This window comes from Chryseobacterium sp. PET-29 (genome assembly GCF_025736815.1).
Lineage (GTDB): Bacteria > Bacteroidota > Bacteroidia > Flavobacteriales > Weeksellaceae > Chryseobacterium > Chryseobacterium nepalense.
The window spans coordinates 1,206,462-1,227,252 of record NZ_CP107053.1; the positions used below are offsets into that span (position 1 = coordinate 1,206,462).

At 38.0% G+C, this 20,791-nt stretch carries 19 protein-coding genes; 3 read left to right on the forward strand and 16 right to left on the reverse strand.

Translation table 11 applies throughout. The features are described 5' to 3' along the window. Positions 1-481: 481 nt before the first annotated feature. Complete coding sequence (locus ODE14_RS05355) at positions 482-1,165, forward strand: DUF6261 family protein (protein ID WP_263603243.1); 684 nt, start codon at positions 482-484, stop codon at positions 1,163-1,165. A gap of 211 nt (positions 1,166-1,376) precedes the next feature. After that, positions 1,377-2,963, forward strand: coding sequence for a sigma-54 interaction domain-containing protein (locus tag ODE14_RS05360; protein WP_263603244.1), 1,587 nt, complete (start codon positions 1,377-1,379; stop codon positions 2,961-2,963). Between the two features lie 12 nt (positions 2,964-2,975). Here the strand turns inward: ODE14_RS05360 and ODE14_RS05365 are convergent, their stop codons facing one another. The 16 genes from ODE14_RS05365 to ODE14_RS05440 all read right to left on the reverse strand — a co-directional run bounded on the left by ODE14_RS05365 (position 2,976) and on the right by ODE14_RS05440 (position 20,065). After that, positions 2,976-3,614, reverse strand: a complete 639-nt coding sequence (locus ODE14_RS05365; protein WP_263603245.1) for a TMEM175 family protein — start codon at positions 3,612-3,614, stop codon at positions 2,976-2,978. Between the two features lie 156 nt (positions 3,615-3,770). After that, a complete protein-coding gene (locus ODE14_RS05370; RefSeq protein ID WP_263603246.1) occupies positions 3,771-5,123 on the reverse strand; it encodes a sigma-54-dependent transcriptional regulator in 1,353 nt (450 codons plus the stop codon). Further along, the gene (locus ODE14_RS05375) at positions 5,123-7,411 is read right to left on the reverse strand and encodes a histidine kinase dimerization/phosphoacceptor domain -containing protein (RefSeq protein ID WP_263603247.1); all 2,289 of its coding nucleotides are present in this window, start codon (positions 7,409-7,411) and stop codon (positions 5,123-5,125) included. The genes ODE14_RS05370 and ODE14_RS05375 overlap by 1 nt, the downstream gene beginning before the upstream one ends. A gap of 31 nt (positions 7,412-7,442) precedes the next feature. Beyond that, complete coding sequence (locus ODE14_RS05380; RefSeq protein WP_263603248.1) at positions 7,443-8,123, reverse strand: YoaK family protein; 681 nt, start codon at positions 8,121-8,123, stop codon at positions 7,443-7,445. A 4-nt stretch (positions 8,124-8,127) separates the two neighbouring features. Then, positions 8,128-8,601, reverse strand: a complete 474-nt coding sequence (locus ODE14_RS05385) for a Dps family protein (protein ID WP_263603249.1) — start codon at positions 8,599-8,601, stop codon at positions 8,128-8,130. Positions 8,602-8,605: 4 nt separating this feature from the next. Then, on the reverse strand, positions 8,606-9,031 hold the full coding sequence (locus ODE14_RS05390) for a DoxX family protein (protein ID WP_263603250.1): 426 nt from the start codon (positions 9,029-9,031) through the stop codon (positions 8,606-8,608). Positions 9,032-9,040: 9 nt separating this feature from the next. Then, positions 9,041-10,930, reverse strand: coding sequence for an amidohydrolase (locus ODE14_RS05395; protein ID WP_263603251.1), 1,890 nt, complete (start codon positions 10,928-10,930; stop codon positions 9,041-9,043). 2 nt (positions 10,931-10,932) lie between these two features. Beyond that, positions 10,933-11,679: a M17 family peptidase N-terminal domain-containing protein gene (locus tag ODE14_RS05400; RefSeq protein ID WP_263603252.1), complete on the reverse strand. Its 747-nt coding sequence runs from the start codon at positions 11,677-11,679 to the stop codon at positions 10,933-10,935. Positions 11,680-11,847: 168 nt separating this feature from the next. Further along, positions 11,848-13,233: an alginate export family protein gene (locus tag ODE14_RS05405; protein WP_263603253.1), complete on the reverse strand. Its 1,386-nt coding sequence runs from the start codon at positions 13,231-13,233 to the stop codon at positions 11,848-11,850. Positions 13,234-13,247: 14 nt separating this feature from the next. Beyond that, positions 13,248-13,880 carry a hydrolase gene (locus tag ODE14_RS05410; protein ID WP_263603254.1) on the reverse strand — a complete coding sequence of 211 codons (633 nt, stop codon included), beginning with the start codon at positions 13,878-13,880 and terminating at the stop codon, positions 13,248-13,250. A gap of 80 nt (positions 13,881-13,960) precedes the next feature. Further along, positions 13,961-14,899, reverse strand: coding sequence for an alpha/beta fold hydrolase (locus tag ODE14_RS05415; RefSeq protein ID WP_263603255.1), 939 nt, complete (start codon positions 14,897-14,899; stop codon positions 13,961-13,963). 991 nt (positions 14,900-15,890) lie between these two features. Then, entirely contained in the window at positions 15,891-16,604 is a 714-nt protein-coding gene (locus ODE14_RS05420) for a lycopene cyclase domain-containing protein (RefSeq protein WP_263603256.1), read from the reverse strand. Next, the gene (locus tag ODE14_RS05425; RefSeq protein ID WP_263603257.1) at positions 16,605-17,060 is read right to left on the reverse strand and encodes a sterol desaturase family protein; all 456 of its coding nucleotides are present in this window, start codon (positions 17,058-17,060) and stop codon (positions 16,605-16,607) included. A 22-nt stretch (positions 17,061-17,082) separates the two neighbouring features. Then, entirely contained in the window at positions 17,083-17,919 is an 837-nt protein-coding gene (locus tag ODE14_RS05430) for a phytoene/squalene synthase family protein (protein ID WP_248393023.1), read from the reverse strand. A 5-nt stretch (positions 17,920-17,924) separates the two neighbouring features. Next, positions 17,925-19,394, reverse strand: a complete 1,470-nt coding sequence (locus ODE14_RS05435; RefSeq protein ID WP_263603258.1) for a phytoene desaturase family protein — start codon at positions 19,392-19,394, stop codon at positions 17,925-17,927. Between the two features lie 2 nt (positions 19,395-19,396). Further along, complete coding sequence (locus ODE14_RS05440) at positions 19,397-20,065, reverse strand: MarR family winged helix-turn-helix transcriptional regulator (protein ID WP_248393020.1); 669 nt, start codon at positions 20,063-20,065, stop codon at positions 19,397-19,399. Positions 20,066-20,227: 162 nt separating this feature from the next. Between ODE14_RS05440 and ODE14_RS05445 the strand changes: the two genes are divergently transcribed. Then, complete coding sequence (locus ODE14_RS05445) at positions 20,228-20,677, forward strand: PA2169 family four-helix-bundle protein (protein ID WP_263603259.1); 450 nt, start codon at positions 20,228-20,230, stop codon at positions 20,675-20,677. The last annotated feature ends 114 nt before the right edge of the window (positions 20,678-20,791 follow it).

The window sequence follows — 20,791 nt, forward strand, 5'->3', positions numbered from 1 at the left end:
TGTTAAACATAAATATTTATTAAAAACATAATAGATATTCAGCACGAGCGAGACGCTCGCGCTAGCGCCAGCGGAGAAGAATTTATTTTTATTGGACAGTATATCCTGATACGATGCTGGCGCGAGCGTCTCGCTCGTGTCCAATATAAAATATTTATAAAAAATAACAAATCTAAGCACCAGCGGGACCCTCGCGCTAACGAAATGAGTCTTACAATACCATTTCATTTCAAACCGCCATTTTAAACAAAATCACAACTGTATTTTAGTCTAAACTGACAGATTAAACAAAAACAAAACTTGTGGAGAGTCTAATCCACCAGATTAAACAAAAGCAAAACACTGTGAAAGTCTAATCTTCCGGAATAAAAAGAAATACAAAACTGTTTTAGTTTAAAATATCAGATTTGGTTTAAAATGACAATTTATTTATATTTAATTTTCAAAATTCAATAGTATTTACAAGCTCAACACGGATGTTATGAAAATTACATTAGCAAAACTCAGCACAAAAGATTTAGCTACATTAGCACAAAGAATCATTGTTGCTTCCGATTCAGGGAAATATGAAATCATCTCCGGTCATCCATTACTTTCAGAAGTTAAAACCATATATGCAGATTATGATGTGGTCTATACAAAATCTACATTCAGCGGGAAAGGTAATGACGTAGCGCGCGCAGACAGGGATAGAGATATTAGTTTCAGAGCTTTTAAAAATTATGTGAACGCCTACCGGAAAATGCCTTTATTACCGAATTATCAGTTGGCGGAAGAGCTGTTTCAAATTTTTCTGCGGTATGATCTGACTCTCGACAAGATGAGCTATTCTTCTCAAACTGCCCGGATGAAAAAACTGGTTGAAGATCTTGAGAAACCCGAAAATATTCAAAAGCTTAATGCACTTTCTTTATTTCCCACTTTTGAAGATATGAAGTCCAAACAAAATTTCTTTGAACAAATTTTTGCGGGACAAGCAGAAGCGAATGCGAACCTTCGAAATATGAAAAGTGCCTCTGCAATCCGCAGGGATCTGGAGAAGACCTTAAAATCTTATCTCAATCTTATCAGCGCCATGAAAGAAGTCACAGGCTGGGAACTCTTGTATGCAGAAATCAATGAATTGGTAAAAGCAGCAAAAAAACTCTACGATTGCAGATCATGAAAAGAAATAACTTTAGCCTGAACTAAAATCAATAATAAGGGGTGGAAAAATTTTCATCTCTTTTTTATTGACGTTTTATTGTTCAAATTATTTATTTGATGCTGACCTAAATTGTTAATAATTCCTAAACATAAATTTAAACTACTCTATCTCTTTAAAGCTGTCGAATAAAAAGCAATTTCATTATCTTTAACCTTTCAATTCCGGACAAATGAATACATCTGAGCAAAATCTCATCCTCATCAAGCGGCTTCAGGACATGCAGAAAGAACATCTCGGCATATCTTCTGTGAATATGGCGGTTTCAAAGGTTATGGATTTGTTTCAGTTTGGTATGGCTCTGCAAAATCACTGTAAACCGGTTTTGAACTATGATGAAATTATTATTTTACATGGTGACCGCGATGCTAAAAACTTCAGGGTTTTCCACAGCAGTTTTGCAGACAGGAAATTCGGATCTGACACCGTATATTCTTCCAAAGATGAAATCCTGATGCAGTGCCAAAGATCTGCAGAGCCCATTATCTTTGATCTTAAGAATTTTAGTGACCGGAAAAATCAGGAATTTTCATCGCTTTTGTCCTCCGGAAATACGGGAATGCGTATGGCGGCCGGACTAGCGCTTCCTTCCCTTCATGATCATGAAAGCATCCTTTTTCTACTGTATAAAAATTATCTCACCCCAGAAGATATTCCTGAAAGAATACTTGCTGCCGTTTCCACACAGCTGGCTGTAAGCATGCGCACGATCCAGATTCTCCGGATGGCCGGTTCTTTAAAAATTCCTGCACGGGAAACCGAAACCGTTGAACCGCAGGAAAAAATGATTCAGAAAGGTTTTAATGGAATTATCGGAGAAAGTACGGCAATGAAAAAAATCTACGAAAAGATTGCACAGGTAGCACCTTCTCAATCGGGAGTCTTAATATATGGTGAGACGGGAACCGGAAAAGAACTTATTGCGCAGGCTATCCATGATCTTTCGCCTTCATCGCATAAAAAAATAGTTAGCATCAATTGTGCGGCCATTCCTTCCAATCTCATTGAATCTGAGCTTTTCGGGCATGAGAAAGGAAGCTTTACGGGAGCGACGGAACAGCGTAAAGGAAAATTTGAACTGGCCAATGGCGGAACGATCTTTTTAGATGAAATCGGCGAGCTTCCGCTGGAACTTCAGGGAAGGCTGCTTCGGGTGCTGCAGGAAAAAGAAGTGGAACGTATCGGTGGAAATAAAAGGATAAAGGTAGAAGTACGCGTTATTGCAGCCACGAACAGAGATCTGGAAAAAGAAGTAACCGCAGGTAAATTCAGAAGTGATCTGTATTACCGTTTAAATATCTTCCCGATAGAATTGCCACCGCTTAGAGAACGAAAAGAAGATATTCCTCTTCTGGCAAACTTTTTCCTGGAAAAACATGGCCGGAACAGCGGAAAAAAAATTATCGGATTTTCACAGAAGGTACTTCAGCAGATGTCCCTGAATTCATGGCCGGGAAATATCCGCGAACTGGAAAATATGGTCCAGAGAAGCATCATCACCGCAAAAGACAATATGATCAAAGAAATGGCTTTTCCGAAAATCACTGATCTTCAGCAGGAAAATTCACAGGAATGGCAGGTTAAGACTCTTCAGCAAATTGAAAAAGAACATATCCTGAAGGTTGTTGAAAAATGTAATGGCCGGATTTCAGGAAAGCAGGGAGCTGCAATATTGCTGGGACTTCCATCCACAACACTGATTTCCAAGATGCAGAAATTAGGCATCCATAAGCAACATTATTTTAAAGATAAAGATTAAAATTTTTAAACATTAAAGCTCAGATTCCAGTTCTTTTTTAATTCCCATTTCTATTTTTCCTGATGATAATGCCCAGAAAATCCATAATCCTAAAATAATAACAAGAGCCACTGAGGGAGCTTTGAAAGAACATATCAATGCAATCAAATACACAGGAAATCCAAACAGGTAATTGTTTTGAATTTTCCTGATCGCTACATCGCTGATGCCCGGACGTAAAAGATTTTTATTACGGCTGGCCAGAAACCATAACAGATTATACGCAAGATTGATTAATACAAATATCCCCGTATAAATTGCCACTACAGCTGCGGAAGCTTCTCCATTAAAGAATCTCGCCAGCAAGGAAGTAGGATATGAAACTGCAGAGACGAGAAATAAAATCAGCCCGTTGGAAAACATAATTCCGGAATTCCTGCTGTAAATCTGTTTAAAAATTTTATGATGGTTCACCCACATAATAAAAATACTGAAAAAAGACAGGAAGAATGCTAAAAATGCCGGCCATTGGTTTTTAAGAAAGATGAGCAGATCATTGCTGTTTTTCACAGAATTTTCTTCCGGCATATGAAGATCCAGCACTAAAAGGGTAATGGCAATGGCAAAAACGGCATCGCTGAAGCCTTCGATTCGTACGGTTTCTTTTTCCATAATTGATGTGATTTAATATTAATGTTTATATACAGGATAATGCTTCACTTATTGAATAAGTGAGTTGTTAAAGCTTTTTATTTTACGTTTAATGGTAGTCGCCATCCTTCGACAGGCTCAGGATAATGACCTATTGAATGTGTTAATTGTCACTGCTTATCTGTACCCTTTATCAATTCCCAGTTTTTTCATTTTAGAGTATAAAGTTTGAGGCTGCATTTTTAACAGCTCTGCTGCACCACCAATGCCGGAAACTTTCCCGCCGCTACTTTCGAGTGCATTCATAATGTGTTCTCTTTCCATTTCTTCCATTGATTTTAATACTCCCGAACTGATATCAGATTTTACTTCAGTGTTTTTAGGAAGATCAAAATTTTCAATTTCTGAAGTTTTAGCAAGGAGAACGCTTCTTTCGATAAGGTGTTCCAGCTCCCTGATATTTCCCGGCCAGTAATAACCCAGGAGCTGTTCCATTGCTTTGCCGTTTATTGAATTAATATTTCTCTTAGAAGCTGATGCATATTTTTTAAGGAAAAAATGGGCAAGCAGTTCTATATCTTCTTTTCTTTCTCTCAACGGCGGAAGTTCTACCGGAAATACATTTAAGCGATAATAAAGATCCAGCCTGAATCTTCCTTCTGCGACTTCTTTTTCAAGGGAACGGTTTGTTGCCGCTACAATTCTGACATTCACTTTCAGGGTTTTATTTCCTCCCAGGCGTTCTATTTCTTTTTCCTGAAGGACCCGGAGAAGCTTTACCTGGGAATCCAGAGGAAGCTCACCAATTTCATCTAAAAATATCGTTCCGCCATTGGCCTGTTCAAATTTCCCGATTCTCATGGAATTTGCTCCGGTAAAGCTTCCTTTCTCATGACCGAAAAGCTCGGATTCTATGAGAGAATGCGGAAGAGCAGCGCAGTTTACAATAACAATCGGATTTGATTTACGGTCTGACAGTTCATGCACGGCATGAGCTACTTTTTCTTTTCCGGTACCGCTTTCGCCAACAATAAGAACCGAAGTATCGGTAGGGGCTACTACTGTTATTTTTTCAATCACTTCCTGGAGCGAATCACTTTTACCAATGATTCCTTCTATTTTCTGAGGAGCCGGAACATCTGCAATCCCGGATTTTTTTTCAATATCGTAACGGTATTTTGCGATATCCAGCATCACCATCAGATCACGTTCGCGGAAAGGCTTTACCATAAATCCGTAAGGCTGTGTTTCCTTTACTGCTTCCAGTATTGACTGGTTGGTATTGGCAGAAATGTAGAGAAACGGCAGATTAATTTTTCGCAGTTCCCACGCAAGATCAATTCCTGTGAGGTCGCCTTTCAGGATAATATCAATCAGTACCCAGTCTGGTCTTTTTTCCTGTATTGATTTTCTGGCCTGCTGCACGGAAGAGGCTATTCCCGTCACCTGATAGCCCGCCTTTTTAAGCATGATTTTAAGATCATTGGCTACGATAAATTCATCTTCTACAATTAAAATTTTTTCTTTCATTATTGTCTTACGATATTGATATTCTGATCATCAACATCTGTAGTTTTTCTAAAGTTGACTGTAATTTTTAATCCGTTTCTGCTTTCTAAGGTGAAATTTCCTTCCAGCTGATCGGTAAGTCCGCGCATAAGATTCATTCCGAGAGATTCTGTTTCATCAATATTGAAATCATCAGGAAGTCCAATTCCGTTGTCAGAAATCATCAGTTTGTATTCTCCATTTTCTGATTTTTTAAATGAAACCTGCACTTCTCCTCTTCTGCTGTCCGGAAAAGCATATTTAATGGTATTGTTTACTGCCTCATTAAGAATAAGCCCCAGGGGAACTGCCTGAGCAACATCCAGAAATATTTTATCCACATCCATTACAAAGCTGATATTTTTTTCTGACGAGTAACATTCTTTAATGTAATTGATAAGCTCATAGATATACCATGACATATCAATTGTTGCCAGATTATCAGACTGATAAAGTTTCTGATGGATCAGTGACATGGCATGCATTCTGTGCTGACTGTTCTGAATAGCCATTAAAGCATCTTCATTGTCAAGATATGCAGACTGCGTATTCAGCAGACTGATAACAATCTGTAGATTATTTTTTACCCGGTGATGGATCTCCTTCAGGAGCCATTCTTTTTCACCAAGAAGTTTTTTAAGCTGTTCATTCTGCTCATCGATCTGCTGACGTTTTAGTTCCAGTGTTTTATTCGCCCGGTTTTTAAGCCTTGAACGGTTATACAAAAGCGCTGCAAAAAGGATAAGGACAATGATACTTCCGATAAAAACATATCGCAGAATACTGTCTGTACTGATGCGTGCTTCCTGTAGTTTCCCTTTTTGAGTCAACAGCTGAATATCCTTGTCTTTTTTTTCAGTATCAAACTGAATCTGAAGGCTATTGATCTGCCTGCTTTTTTCACCATTAAAAGCAGAATCCGAATGTTTTTTATACAACTGATAATGTTTAATGGCGTCCAGATATTTACCTTGTGTACTGTCTGCTTTAAACCAAAGCATAAAATTTTGTGCCCGCACCATGTCATTTCCCGTTTTAGCATTTATGGAATCTAACAATTTTACACTTTTATAAAATGCCCGATAATCGTCTTTATACAGACGATACATCGCAAAACTGAGCAATACCGTTGTCTGGCCTCCTCCGTATTCACCGTATTCACCGTAATATTCTATCAGTTTTTTATAATATTTATCCGCATTTTTAAGCTGTCTGAGAGTAGTATACGTGTGAAATAAAATATAATTTTCTCTCATTTCAAATACTTTATCATCAAGCGGATAAAGCTTTTTGTACTCTTTAATGATCGCAATACCTTCATCAAACTTTTTCTGCCGGATCAGCATTGTGGAAATATTGGAAGCAATTAATCTCACCGATGGTTTATCTTTATTCTTTTTCGCGACAACCAATCCTTTTTCCCAATAGTCTAAAGCCAGCTGATTTTTTTTCAGGTAGTAATAAACAAGCCCTATCTGATTATAAATAGAAGCCAGCTCCGTAGAATAATCACCTGCTTTTTCCGCTGTTTTTTCTGCTAAATGTGCATATTTCAGTGCTTCATTATAATTACTTTTCTGGGCTTCTGCAAGAGACAAGAGCTTATACACCGTGTGTATATCTTTGTATTTGGCCGACTGATAAGCTGACAGGGACTGCTTAAGGAGTTTTATCGCCTCATCCGGATTATCTATGACACTATAAAGTTCAGCTAAATCTTTAAGGACCGCTGCTTTCTTAACCAATACACCAGATTTTCCGAAACATTCGATCGCCTTTTTCTTGAGTTCTACCTTAGTTTCAAAACTTCCGGAATCATTGGTATACATATAAGAAAGTTCATTATAGGCATCTCCGGCCTGCTCCTGCATATTTTGAGAAAGAAAATAGTTTAATGACTTTTTCATTTTAGAAATAGCAAGGTCCCATTTTCCTCTGTCTTTATCTATTTTGGCATCCAGAAGCATCACTTTTCCAAGGCTTAGCTTATCATTTAGTTTCAAACTTAGCTTTTGCGCTTGTTTGTTGCTGATTGCGGCACTGTCCAGATCTTTTTTTTTCTCTCCTGCTTTTGTTACATAATATTCTCCCAGCCTGAGGTATAATTTAATTTTTTCCTTATCATTCTGTGAAGAATTAATCTGTTTTGATAACAGATACGGATTCTCCTTCGTCTGGGCTTTCAAAGAAATACTTAAAAGAACAAAAACCAATGGTAAACGGAATATCGCTACCGGAGATTTAATAAAAAAATAAGGATTGGACTTCATTTGCTAAAGATAATTGATTATCAAATCTAATCTAAATTTTAAACTCTGAATTGTTACGATGGTAAAAATAACAGATCAGCATTCCTATTCCCGGAGCAATCAGTGTTATCAACCCGAACTGCTTCCCCGCAAAAGCTCCCAGGAAACATCCGGTAAGAAAGCCAAAGATGGTTATCATCTGTTTTTTCAGGCTGGTTATGGCATCAGGATTTTTGAAACCGTTTTTTAGTAAATTTCCGAAATCCAGAGAGGCCTGCGTCACATTTCCCGTCATCATGGTAGTTGGCCCGTAAGTTTCTTTAGCGTAAAGCTTTCCGAATGCATTTTGCAACCCCATCGCAAATACGGTGGCCATCACTACGGCATACATCATCCATTTTTCAAAAATTCCCAGATACGTAAATACGGCTACAAAAATTCCGCTTAGAAGCAGCAACAAACCTTCCCAAAACATAATAAAATAATGATTGGTAAATCTGTATGCCATTCTTCCGCCTGTAATCACAGCCATAATGAATATGGGGAAAGTCAGCAGTTTCACCCATGCATTCAGCTCAGATCCTTTTATCAGCTGATAGGCAAACACAATAAAGTTACCGGTCACGTGTGCGGAAAAAATAGAATCTGCTGAAACAAAGGTTACCGTATCGCAATACCCTGCAATCATGGTCAGCAGCAGAGTTACCCAAGCTATATTTGATTTGGTCTCCATAAGGTTATTTTAAATGTGAACGCAGCATCCAGGCCATTTTCTCATGAGTTTCCATTAAACCTGTGATATAATCGCTGGTTCCCGCATCATGAAATTCAGAAGCAAAATTATTGATATTTTCTCTAAGATGAATTAAAACACTTTCATGATCAGAAAGAAGTTCTTTGATGTAAGTAAAACTGTCATTAGCATCAAGATGATGTTCCGAAAGATGTGTTAATTCAAGATATTCTCTCAGAGTAGCCGGTGCATAATGTCCTAAAGTTCTTATTCTTTCTGCAAGGCCATCGATCATTTCATCTAATTGTTGATACTGGGCTTCAAAAAACAGATGTTTGTTGTAAAAATCTGCGCCTTCCACATTCCAGTGGGCTTTTCTTGTTTTGGTGTACAGCACGAATTCGTCTGCCAATACTTTTACCAATACTTCAGCAACTTTTGCTAAATTTTCATTTTTAATTCCAATTGAAGTTTTCATTTTCTTAAAGTGTATTTAATAAGTAATAATCAAGTGAATATGTTCCTGCACCTAAAGCAAGAATTAACAATAAAGATAAGGTGTACATGAAAGGAACATCCCGTACTTCCAGAGAATCTTTTCTGTGAACTACGAAATATCCGATAGCTGTCACGCCAATTGTTGGAAGTACCGCGAGCCGCGTTCCCAAGCCGAGAATAATTAAAAAAGGTACTACCAGATCGGCAAAAGAAGCTACGAGGGCATTCAGCTTTGTTGGCAGTCCCAAAGGATTAGGAATGACTTCCTTTTTTCCGTTTTCCAGTCTGAATTTTTTCAGTCCGTGTACTCTGAAGAGTTCAAATCCCAGCAGTATTCTGAAGGCCAACAACGATACGTTATTAAATGATGATCCTACATCTGAATGGAGAATCTGTTGTATAATTTCCATAATTTTAATTTAAAAAGCAAAACATGAACATCCTAAAGCTCCCCAAAACGCATGATAATTATTAACGGGAAGATTACTCATCCTTGCCTGATCATGATTGTGGGAATGAACACCACAACTTCCTGCACAACTGTGAATCTGGGAAGTCAGCGGTACTTTATGTGCTGACTTTGAATTCTTTTCAATTTCCTTCTGAGTGTGTCCTCCTACAGGATAATAGCCGTTATACAGATTCGTCGGCGACCATTCCGGAAGAATGGGAACAGAAGGTGGCGCAAATGATGAAAATTCTCCTTTTGCGTAAACAATATTACCGTCTACCATCGTCATTTCAGCTTCAATATTTTTAATATCTTCTTCATCGATGGTGAAATAATCCTTATCAAGAACTGCCAGATCGGCAAACATTCCTACTTTGATATCTCCTTTTTTATGATGCTCCTGAGAAAACCAAGCGCTTCCTTTGGTATAAAGTTCAAGCGCTGTCCTTCTGTCCAGCCTTGATTCCTGATACAGCTGAAGACCGCCAACCGTTTTACCGGCTGTTAACCAATACATAGAAACCCAGGGATTATAGCTGCTCACTCTTGTGGCATCAGATCCTGCTCCTACAGGTACTTCCATGGCAATCATTTTCTTTACCGGCGGTGTATTTTCTGCAGCTGCTGAGCCATAACGATCGGTAAAATATTCTCCCTGATAGGCCATTCTGCTTTGTATGGCGATGCCACCACCAAGATTTTTGACTCTTTCAATATTTCTTTCGCTGATCGTTTCCGCATGATCGAAAATCCATGGCAGCCCATTGAATGGAATTTCCTGATTGATCTTTTCAAAAACATTTAAAAACCTGGAGATACTTTCATCATAGGTAGCATGCAGCCTGAAAGGCCAACGATTTTCAACGAGCAAACGAACAACCTTTTCGAGTTCTTCCTCCATATTTTCCGGAAGATTGGGTCTTGGCTGCAAAAAGTCTTCAAAATCTGTCGCAGAGAAAACCAACATTTCCCCGGCACCGTTGTGACGGTACATGTCGTCACCCTGATAGAGTTTTACCGTATCAATCCATTCACTGAAATCCTCAAACTCATGTTTTGGTTTTTGTGTGAATAAATTATAGGCAATTCTTACTGTCAGCTGTTTCTTCTGATTCAATTCATTCACCACCTGGTAATCATCCGGGAAATTCTGAAAACCTCCGCCGGCATCAATAACACTCGTTATTCCAAAGCGGTTGAGCTCTTTCATAAAGTGTCTTGTAGAGTTCAGCTGATGTTCGTAAGAAAGCTTGGGACCTTTAGCCAGTGTTGAATACAAAATCATGGCATTTGGTGTTGCGATAATCAATCCTGTCGGCTCTCCATTAGAATCACGTTCGATCTGTCCTCCGGGAGGAGCTGGTGTATTTTTAGTATATCCCACTGCTTTCAAAGCAGCCCTGTTCATCAATGCTCTGTCATAAAGATGGAGAATAAAAACAGGAGTTTCAGGCGCAATCGCATTAATCTCTTCCAGTGTTGGCATTCTTCTTTCCGCAAACTGAAACTCTGACCAGCCACCAACGACACGCACCCATTGCGGAGAAGGCGTACGGTCTACCTGCTCTTTCAGCATACGCAATGCATCGGCGAGTGAAGGCACGCCGTCCCATCTTAATTCAAGATTATAATTCAGTCCGCCGCGAATCAAATGAATATGCGAATCATTAATTCCCGGCACCACTCTTTTCTTTTTAAGGTCGATGATTCTGGTCTTTTCACCGACAAACTGATCAGTCAATCCGTCATTTCCTACTGCGATAATTTTTCCATCTTTAATGGCAACTGCTGAAATATCCTGAGCTTCATTGCTGAAACTGTGGATTTTTCCGTTATATAAAATAAGATCTGCTGTCATGGTTATTTAGCATTAAGTTGATCAATCGCCTCTTTAATTCCGCCCCCGGCAACCGTAAAAAATGAAGGGCCGGCCAATAAGATCAGCTTTTTCACGGTCATTTTTTCTGATACATGCTGAGTATTAAGGTAAGCCTGAGCGCGGTAGGCATCAAATGCGCCTAACACTACATTTCCGGCAACAAGTGCTGTAGGAGAATCAATACCGGCATCCTTAATGTCACTGGCAAATGAAACGGTCTGAACTTTCAGTCTTAATGCTTCTCTCATGGCTACGCTTCCAACTTTTTTCATTAATTCCGCATCGAAATTATTTCTGTCGCCAAGCCCGATGAGCAGGAGTTTTTTAGAACCCATACTTCCTTTCGGAGGATCCATCAGTAATGTTTCTAAAGCATAGCCTTTGAATTTTCCGGTCTTTCTTACTTCTGTGATGATTCCTTTTAATGCCTCATCTAAGTGTACCATTCCGTTAAGTTCTGCAGGAAGTGCCGGAGATTTAAAAATATCACCTTCCGTATATTCAAAAATGCAGGCAATCTGGAGATCTGCCACCGCTGCAGAAGGACCGTTCACCAGACCTTCAATGGTCACGCCATCTACTGTTCCCCATACTTTCTTTGTGCCGACAGCCGTTTTTGCGTCTGCTGTTTGTTGAGCCGAAACATAATTTGTTATTGAACCTCCTACAAGTACTGCAACAAGCAATACTTTTGAGATTCCGAAATATTTTGATATTATATTTTGCATAATAAGTAGTTTTAGTGATTTACCTTTTAAACTAATTTGATTTTAACCGCAAAAGAGACAAAAGATTATTTTAAAGTTTAGATAAACAAAGCTCTCAAAAGAATAAAAATCAAAGATTTTTAAATACTATTGTGGTTAAATAGAAAGTTTATTTTTTTTAAGTGATAATTAAAATTTAAAGCCTAAACGGATATTATAAAACACGCCGCTTTTAGCTCCGGGAATAATGTCTTCAATGAACGCTCCTTTCCTGAAATACTGGATACCGCTTACCAATGCCATATATTTGTTAAAACTGTACGTAAAATTGGTTAAATATGCCGTCCCGATATATCTTTTATCAGAGCTGCTGCCCGGACGATTCAGGGCTCCGCTCGGTCTGTAGACCCCATCCTGAAGAGAATATCGCCAGTTGAACACAACATCTGCCTGCATTTTAAGCTTTGAAGAAAGATCTAACGTAACGTAAGGATGAATATCAATAAGATTCACTGGTCCAACCTGCGGACTGAACCCGAAATACCCGCCTTTCGGATACAGAGGATTAAAGGTCTGAAGCGTATTGTCATCTTTGGAACGGTCTCCCGAGATATAATCATTGCGGAGATTAATGCTGGGTTTAAACTTTATATTTTCAAATAAATATCCGAGATCTACCGAGCCTGTCCATGCGCGAATCGCTTTATCCCCGAAAGTTCCGAACTGGTAGGCGGCTTCCAGGTTGTAGATGAATCCACCGCCGTATTTCCAGAAACGTGCGCCAAGCGTATGTCGTTTTTCTTTGGCAATTCCTGCTTCGAAAACCGCATTATCCCTGCGGATTCCCAGATAATACATATCCAGATTCCCGGCTTTCTGAAAGATGATTTTAGAATAAGCTCCCCAAAGATTAAGCTGTTTAGATATTGTATTATCAAAAACTCCGGCATTAATGCTGTCTGCCATCATCGCAAATGCATCCACCGAAAAATTCTTTTGGGAATACATCAGTTTAGCTCCGGTAAATGAAAGCCTGACATTCGGACCTTCCCTTACTGAGATCAGCCTCCCGGAACCGTAATCCAGTTCCTGTCTTCCTACACGAAAAACGAGATTTTTATCCTGGCTTTTAAAAGCTTTAACATCAACAAAGAGATTCTGAATATTCAGCTCATCTTCGTCGATTCCTCGTGGACCATTTTTTCTTCCGTTCTGCAAGGCACTGCGCACTTGTGAAAATATTCTGACACGTTCTCCCAAATGAAGATCTGCATGAAGATCATACCGTTGGAGGAAAAAGTTATTGTGTCCGAGATTGAGTCTGCCCCAGTCTTCATTGTTGAAATCTACATATTCATACCGTGCTTCTCCCCCGAAAGATAAATAGATATTTTTCTCATTATTAAGCGGGAGAAATTTCACCTTATTATAAAAAGTGTCTGAAGAATCTTTGAGATATTCATAGTTTTCATCGTATCGCAACAGCTTAAAAGACTGCGCAGAGATCTTTCCCGAAAACAAGATAACCATTAAAATTCCGGAGAGGCAGGATATGAAATATGAAGACTTCAACATTTTAATTTTAAATATTAATGATTCAGCATATTGTGAGCATAGTGAATTCCCAGTCCGTACGATCCTCCGTACTTTTTCATCAGGTCGGTTACCGCTACATAAGTTTCCTGACGGGCCCAGTCTCTCTGAAGCTCCAACAGATACTGTACAGAAGTTACAGGTTTCACACCGGCGTGGATCATACGTTGTATAGCTCTTTCATGAGCTTCATCGCTTACATCGCCGCAGGCATCTGTAATGACATATACATCATAATTTTCTTCCAGCGCAGACAAGGCTGGACCTACGATACATACCCCTGTCCATAAACCTGCAAGAACAAGTTTCTGTTTTTGAGTCCCTGTAATGGCTTTGTAAGCCGCTTCATCTTCCCAGGTATTCATGGTAGTGCGATCGATATAATTTGAGGCTTCCATAGGATAGGCTTCCTGAACTTCAGGAAATGCAGGACCCGAAAAACTTTGTTCGGCAACGGTTGTTACAACGGTAGGAACATTGAATATTTTTGATGCTCCGCAAATGATGGCGACATTATTTCTTAATTCGCTGATGGCGATACTTTTTGTGGCAAATGCCATTTGTCCTTCAAAATCAATCAGTACCAATGCGTGATTCTCCGGTGATAATAAGTTTGTAGATGGTTTCATAAAAGTTTATTTTGGTTAAATATGTATTTAAATCTTAAAAAAAATTGCCCGCAACTTCAGCCACAGGCAATCGGGGCTAATTATTGTTTTAAAAACTTAAGGAGTTCTGCGTTGAATTTATCCTTTTCTTCCAGGAATAATGCGTGTCCGCTGTTTTCAAAAGGAATTAAGGTAGATCCTTTGATGGCTTTGTTCATTTGCTCTGCTAAAGCATACGCCACAATCCGGTCCTGTTTTGCCTGCATGATAAGCGTTGGAATTTTAATTTTCGGCAGGTCACCTCTTAAATCTTCATCCCGTAAAGCGATTAATGCCTGTTCCATGGCATATGCCGATGACTGCATTTCGATTCCGCCTAACCAGGCACCAATACCCGGTGAAACAGAAGTTGGAGATAAAACGAATCTTTCACCAATGGTGTTCAGTAATCCAGGTCTGTCTACGCTGACAAGGTCTACCCATTTGGTGATTTCTTCTTTGGTAAATAATGGATAAGGATAATCCGGTTTTTTGGTATGAACAGGTGCAGCAGCAGCGAATAAAGCTAATTTGCTAACGTGAGCAGCGTTATATTTTGCCACGTAATGCAAAGCAATAGCACCGCCCATTGAGTGCCCGCCTAATGTAGCATCTTTGATATCCAATTTGTCTAAAACCGTTTTAATATCAGAAGCAAACTGGTCGTAATTGTATTTTCCGTATGGTTTATCCGATTGTCCGAATCCTCTCAAAGTAATCCCGATTACACGGTATCCTGCCTTGATTAAAGGAAGATACTGATATTCCCATGAAGCGTCGCTCACCGGATATCCGTGAATTAAAACAACCGGTTTTCCTTCACCTAGGTCGGTTACGTGAAGCCTTACATTGGGCTCAACTTCGATGTATTCTGCTCTTGCCTGGGTAGTAGTCTGTGCTGCATCCTGGGATTGATTTTCTGATTTGCTTGCCTTTGTGCAGGAAACAAACATAAGGGCCGATAAAACAGCAACTGCGATAATGGGTTTAGTTTTTTTCATGATAAAATATTTTAAAGGTTATATTTATTTCCCTGAGTAATGCCAAAAAACAACCTAAAGATTTAAAATATTGATTTATAATACATTAAATAAAACCCAGAATAGAATATTTTACGTAATACCGTAAATTTATTAACTCCTTATTCGCTTTAATAAAGAATTGTGTATTCCTGAAAAAGAAATTGAGCTCGAATTTGTGTAAAGTTTATTTTTAAATTTTGGTTAAAACCGAATGTAGTGTTTGGTAGAGAAAAGCGGGCTAAGCACGCCCCTATTGAATTGAGGATATTTTTTAATTTTGAAGCATCTTTACATTATATAAAAGCGGGTTCCTGAGTTTTTACCGCATTTCGATCCATTAAAAATATTTCCAAACAGGTTCCGGACCTATCGAGAGACGTTGTTTATTGGTCCGGAGGCGTTATTTACCGTAACAGATAGGTCGTATAACCTCTCAGACCATGTTAGTAAGGTATCTGGCGGGGTTCAGGACGTATATTTTGGGGTTGTATAACGTATTGCGAAACGTTGTTCACCTATCTGCACACGTAATTTGATGATCTGGAGATGTTTTTCACCGCAACAGATAGGTTGCATAACCTATCCGACGACATTTAGTAACCTGTCCGGCGGGGTTCAGGACGTGTATTTCGGGGTTGTATAACGTATCGCGAGACATAGGTTTATCTGTCCGGAAAGGTTTCACATTCATCACGACCTATTTCAGAATACTTCGGATGAGTAATTCTCGATAATATATGGGTTTCCACAGCCATCTGGTGGCATAGTATAATGATCCGGTAAGGTAAATAATGTGTCTTTTGGGGTTGTTTAACCTGTTGCGATACGTTGATTATCACTTTAGAAGCGTTATATAAAGATCCGGAGCATTAAAAAACGTCATCGATTAGCCTGAATACCTGCCCGTAATATTACGGAGTGTCATCGGTTCATTATTTTAACTGTTCAAATATGATTTAAACCTGCTGAATTATGCCTCCACTTCGACCAAGGAGGTAGTTTTAGATTTTTTAAACATTTGAAAAAGAAAAATATTCCAAAGAATAAGTTCATAGCCATAGACCGTATCTTCCACAGGAATAGTTAATATTCTGATCCCCATAAACTCTTCGGGATTGTAGTTTACGATGGGAGATTCCAGTCCGGTGCCTGTCAATATTCCGTTGACCATCAGAAAACCCGGCATTAGAAGAAGGTAAACGAAAGAAACTTTTCCGATCCATCTTACTTTCAATAAAAATTTTAAAATAAAAAGGCTACACGCTGTTGACAGAAAAGTAATAAAGGTATAAATCTTTTCCCTGAACCAGAATGCAATACATAAAGCAATAATAATACTTATTATTACAAAAATTTTCTCCGGAAGCGGCTTCCAGTCGAGTTTAAAAAATTTATCCAAACAGAAATAGGTAAAAAGACAGGCAAAAGGAATACAGATAAAGAAAAGCAGCTCTTCCAGGGGAAGTCCGGCAAAACGTATTCCTAAAAGATATTGGTCATTGAACCACCACACTCCTATTTTTGTAAACCACGCATCCCAGGCAACAAATACCACTCCGACAATTAATGAAGCAGCTAAAAAAGCACCGAAATACCTGTTGAATTTAATCTTATGATGAAATGAAAAAATAAAACAGACGATGACCGTAAAAAAATTAATAAGAAGATAGGTATATTGCTGCATCTATTTATTTTTATTAAAATATAATTTAAAATATTTTACAGGCACCCAAAGAAAACCGAAACACTCCCCCTTCTCCTTTCCGATATGCTTATGATGCTGTTTGTGTGCTCTTCTGATAGCAAGTAAATACGGGTTTTGTGTATCACGTAACAATTTTATCCGCTGATGAATAAAAATATCATGTACAAAAAAATAGGCCATCCCATAAAGGGCAATGCCTATCGCTATATAGAACCAGTAATTAAATCCCTGAACAGTCCCGTAATACATCAAAAGAATAGTCGGAACTGCAAAGATTACAAAAAAGTAATCGTTTTTTTCCATATGGCCGTCATTGCTGTGGTCATGATGGTCTTTGTGCAGAGACCATAAAAATCCGTGCATAATATATTTGTGTGTGAGCCAGGTTATTCCTTCCATCACAAAAAAAGTTGCTACTACAATGAGAAAATTCATTTTTTAGTTGTATTTATTAATCTTAAAATAAAGAAGTTTTGTACTGAACATAGCAGCTCATCATTAAAGAAATTTTCGCGCCGTTGGATATTCTTATTCTTCCGTTTAATATATTCTGGGCAGATTTTCTTTTGATTTTCCTGAATAAGGATATGTAATATCTGTATGCAAGATACACCCCGAATCTAGAGGAAGGCGGAAGCATTTTAATACCGATCAATGCCTGTCTGAATTCTTCTTCAATTTCTTTTTCAATTGATGATTTCACATTGTTGTCAAAGTATGTCATGTCCAGTCCCGGAAAATAAACCCTTCCCAACGTGTAATAATCGTCCTTCATATCCCGTAAAAAATTTACTTTCTGGAAAGCCGATCCTAAAATCATAGCATATGGCTTAAGCTTTTCGTACTGTTCCTTGTCTCCATTTACAAAAATCTGAAGACACATTAATCCCACCACTTCTGCAGATCCCAATATATACTCTTTGTAAAGATCCGAATTATAATCTATTTTCTGAAGATCCATTTCCATACTTTTCAAAAACTGATGAATAAGGCTCTCATCAATATCATATTGATGGACGGTTTCCTGAAAAGACTGGAGAATAGGATTTAGAGAAATCCCGTCTTCCAATGCATTAAAAGTATCTTTTTTAAACTTACGGAGCAGCTTTTCTTTGTCATAATCATGGAAGCTGTCTACAATTTCATCAGCCAGACGTACGTATCCGTAAATAGCATAGATAGGATTTCTGATAGCGGAAGAAAGAGCAAGGATTCCCAGCGAAAAACTGGTGCTGTACTGTTTTGTGGTCTCTTTACTTACTTTGAAAGAAAGTTCGTCAAATAATTTTTTCATAGCAATCAATTTTTTATGGCTTCTGTTGCAGCTATTTTTCCTGATATGATGGAAGGCGGTACGCCCGGTCCAGGTACGGTAAGCTGCCCTGTATAAAATAAATTTTTTATTTTTTTGTTTCTGAGTGAAGGTTTTAAAACGGCGGTCTGAGATAAAGTGTTGGCAAGCCCGTAAGCATTTCCTTGATAAGCATTGTAATCTTCCTTAAAATCTTTTACGCAATAGCTTTTTTTATAGTCAATTTTCAGCAGGAGATCGGTTGCTCCTGTATGTTTTTCGAGCCTGAGAATCATTTCCATAAAATACATTTCTCTTATTTCTTCAGAATCTTCAATTCCCGGAGCTACGGGCATTAGCAGGAAAACATTTTCACAATTTTCGGGAGCCATGTCCGGATCTGTTTTTGAAGGACAGCAGGCATAGAATAATGGTTTAGTAGGCCACTTTTTATCTTTATAAATTTCATGGGTATGAAGTTCCAGATCGTTTTCAAAAAACAAAGTATGATGTTTAAGGTTCGGGATTTTTTCTTTAAACCCGAGATAATAGATGAGACAGGAAGGAGCAAAAACACGTTTCTCCCAATAACTTTCATCATAATTCCTGAATTCTTCCGGTAAAAGTTTTGTTTCCGTGTGATGATAATCTGATGATGCAATAATTACGTCAAAATCAATCTGTTTCTGATTGACCGTCAGCGAAGAAGCCTCTTTTTGATTAATATTAATTTTTTCAACATCCGCATTTACATAAAAACGGGTTCCCTGCTCTTCAGCAATATTTTTCATTGCCTCTATAATTTTTGAAAAACCGCCCATTGGATACCATGTCCCTAACTTATATCCTCCGTAGTTCATTAAACTGTACAACGCAGGAATATCCTTTGGAGCAGCTCCCAGAAAAATAACAGGGAACTCCATTAAAACAATCAGTTTAGGATTATTGAAATATTTTCTTACAAAACGCTGAAAATTGGTGAGGAGATCCAGTTTCAGTGCGCTTTTGGCTATTTTCGGAGATACGAATTCAAACCAGGAGTGGCATGGCTTATTCACAAAATCCTGCATCCCGACCTCATATTTATACTGTGCATCTTTCATAAATGCATACAGTTTTTTTCCGGCTCCGGGTTCTGTTTTTTCAAACAGTTCTTTCATTTCTTCATAGTTGTGAGGAATATTCATGGTGCCGTCTGAAAAAACCATTTCAAATTGCGGATCCAAAGGAACAAGCGTATAGAAATCTGTGGCTTTTTTACCAAAATCATTAAAAAATGATTCTATAATATCGGGCATCCAGTACCAGCTGGGCCCCATATCAAATGTGTAGCCGTTATCTGTTGTAAATTTTCTGGCTCTTCCTCCAATGCTGCCGTTCTTCTCAAAAAGATGAACTTCATGGCCTTCCTTTGAAGCATATGCCGCAGCCGAAAGTCCTGAAAATCCAGATCCTATTACCGCAATCTTTTTTTTCATAGTTAATTTTTAAATGAATGTTCTTCGTAAACTGTTTTAATAAGATCTTTACTGTCAATATTTTTTGAGAAAATAGGATAATGAAATCGATCTAACTTATTAAGCATTCTGATAAGCTCCATTTTTTCACTGTAGGTAAGATTTCCTGAAACAATATCCGTAGCCTGCCGAATCTTTGTCATCTGTTTTTCAAGTGCTTCATTACCTTTTTCAGAAATTTTTATCAATTTATTTCTTCGGTCTATATCAGATTCTGTCTGCTCAATCCAACCATTCTTAAGCAATCTGGTGATAATGAGCATTCCTACAGGCTTATCATGAATATTCTTTTTAATAAGCTCCATTTTGGTCATTTGTCCAAAAGCTCTGAGATTAATAAGATAAATAAAATCTTCCTGTGTCACAAAATCAGAATCCGAAATGGCAGATTTCGAATAGTTTTTGGCATATCTGTTCAAATGTAGCAGTAAAGTAGTAATAGCGCTTTCAGGAGATCTTCCTTTTTCTTTTCCTTCCCAATAAGGCTCGTCTATTTGTGAATTTCCTGAGGATGTGCGATCGCAAACCCATTCTTTAAAACCATTGATATCAGCAGTATAATACTGTTTATCATTTTCTTTTTCAAACTTTTCGAGAAGATCAATGACTTCTTTTGTCATTCTGTAATTCATGATATTGAATTTTTATATAAATATACTAATTTTTTAGATCTTAGTACAATAATATACTATCATCATTTTTTATGCCAAAAAACTTTTAAAAAAAAATTTAGAAAGTCCCTAAACAAGGCATGTTTATTGTAACCTACAAAGGACACCAATTAAAAATTTAATATGAACAACGAAAAAACAGTATCAGTACTAAATGATTTACTGAACATCACGAACGACAGAATTGAAGGATTTTCTAAAGTAGAGGACAAAGTATGGGACACCCATTCTGCTCTGAAAAATGATTATGACCAAATGGTATCACAGTCTCAGACTATGAAATCTGATCTTATCAGGCTTATTAATGAAAAAGGAGGTGAGGCTGACAATTCAACAAGTACCGCAGGTGCCGTGCACAGAGCATGGATCGACATCAAAAATTCTTTTACCGGTAACAAAGATGAGTCTACCCTTGAAAATGTTGTATTTGGGGAAAAAGCGGCAATCAATGCTTATGAGGATGCTTTAGAAAGCGGAGATCTTTGTCCGGAAAGTTCACAGGTGGTTTCTGATCATCTTCATCATTTGAAATCTTCTTATTCAAGATTTGAAAATCTGGAAGAATTAAGTTAATACCTACTGTTTCAGTAATATTAGAAATAAGAGAACTCTTTTTAGGGTCCTCTTATTTTTGTTTTAATATTCAAGAAATTAAATTTAAAGATTTTAAAATGGAAACTAATCTTA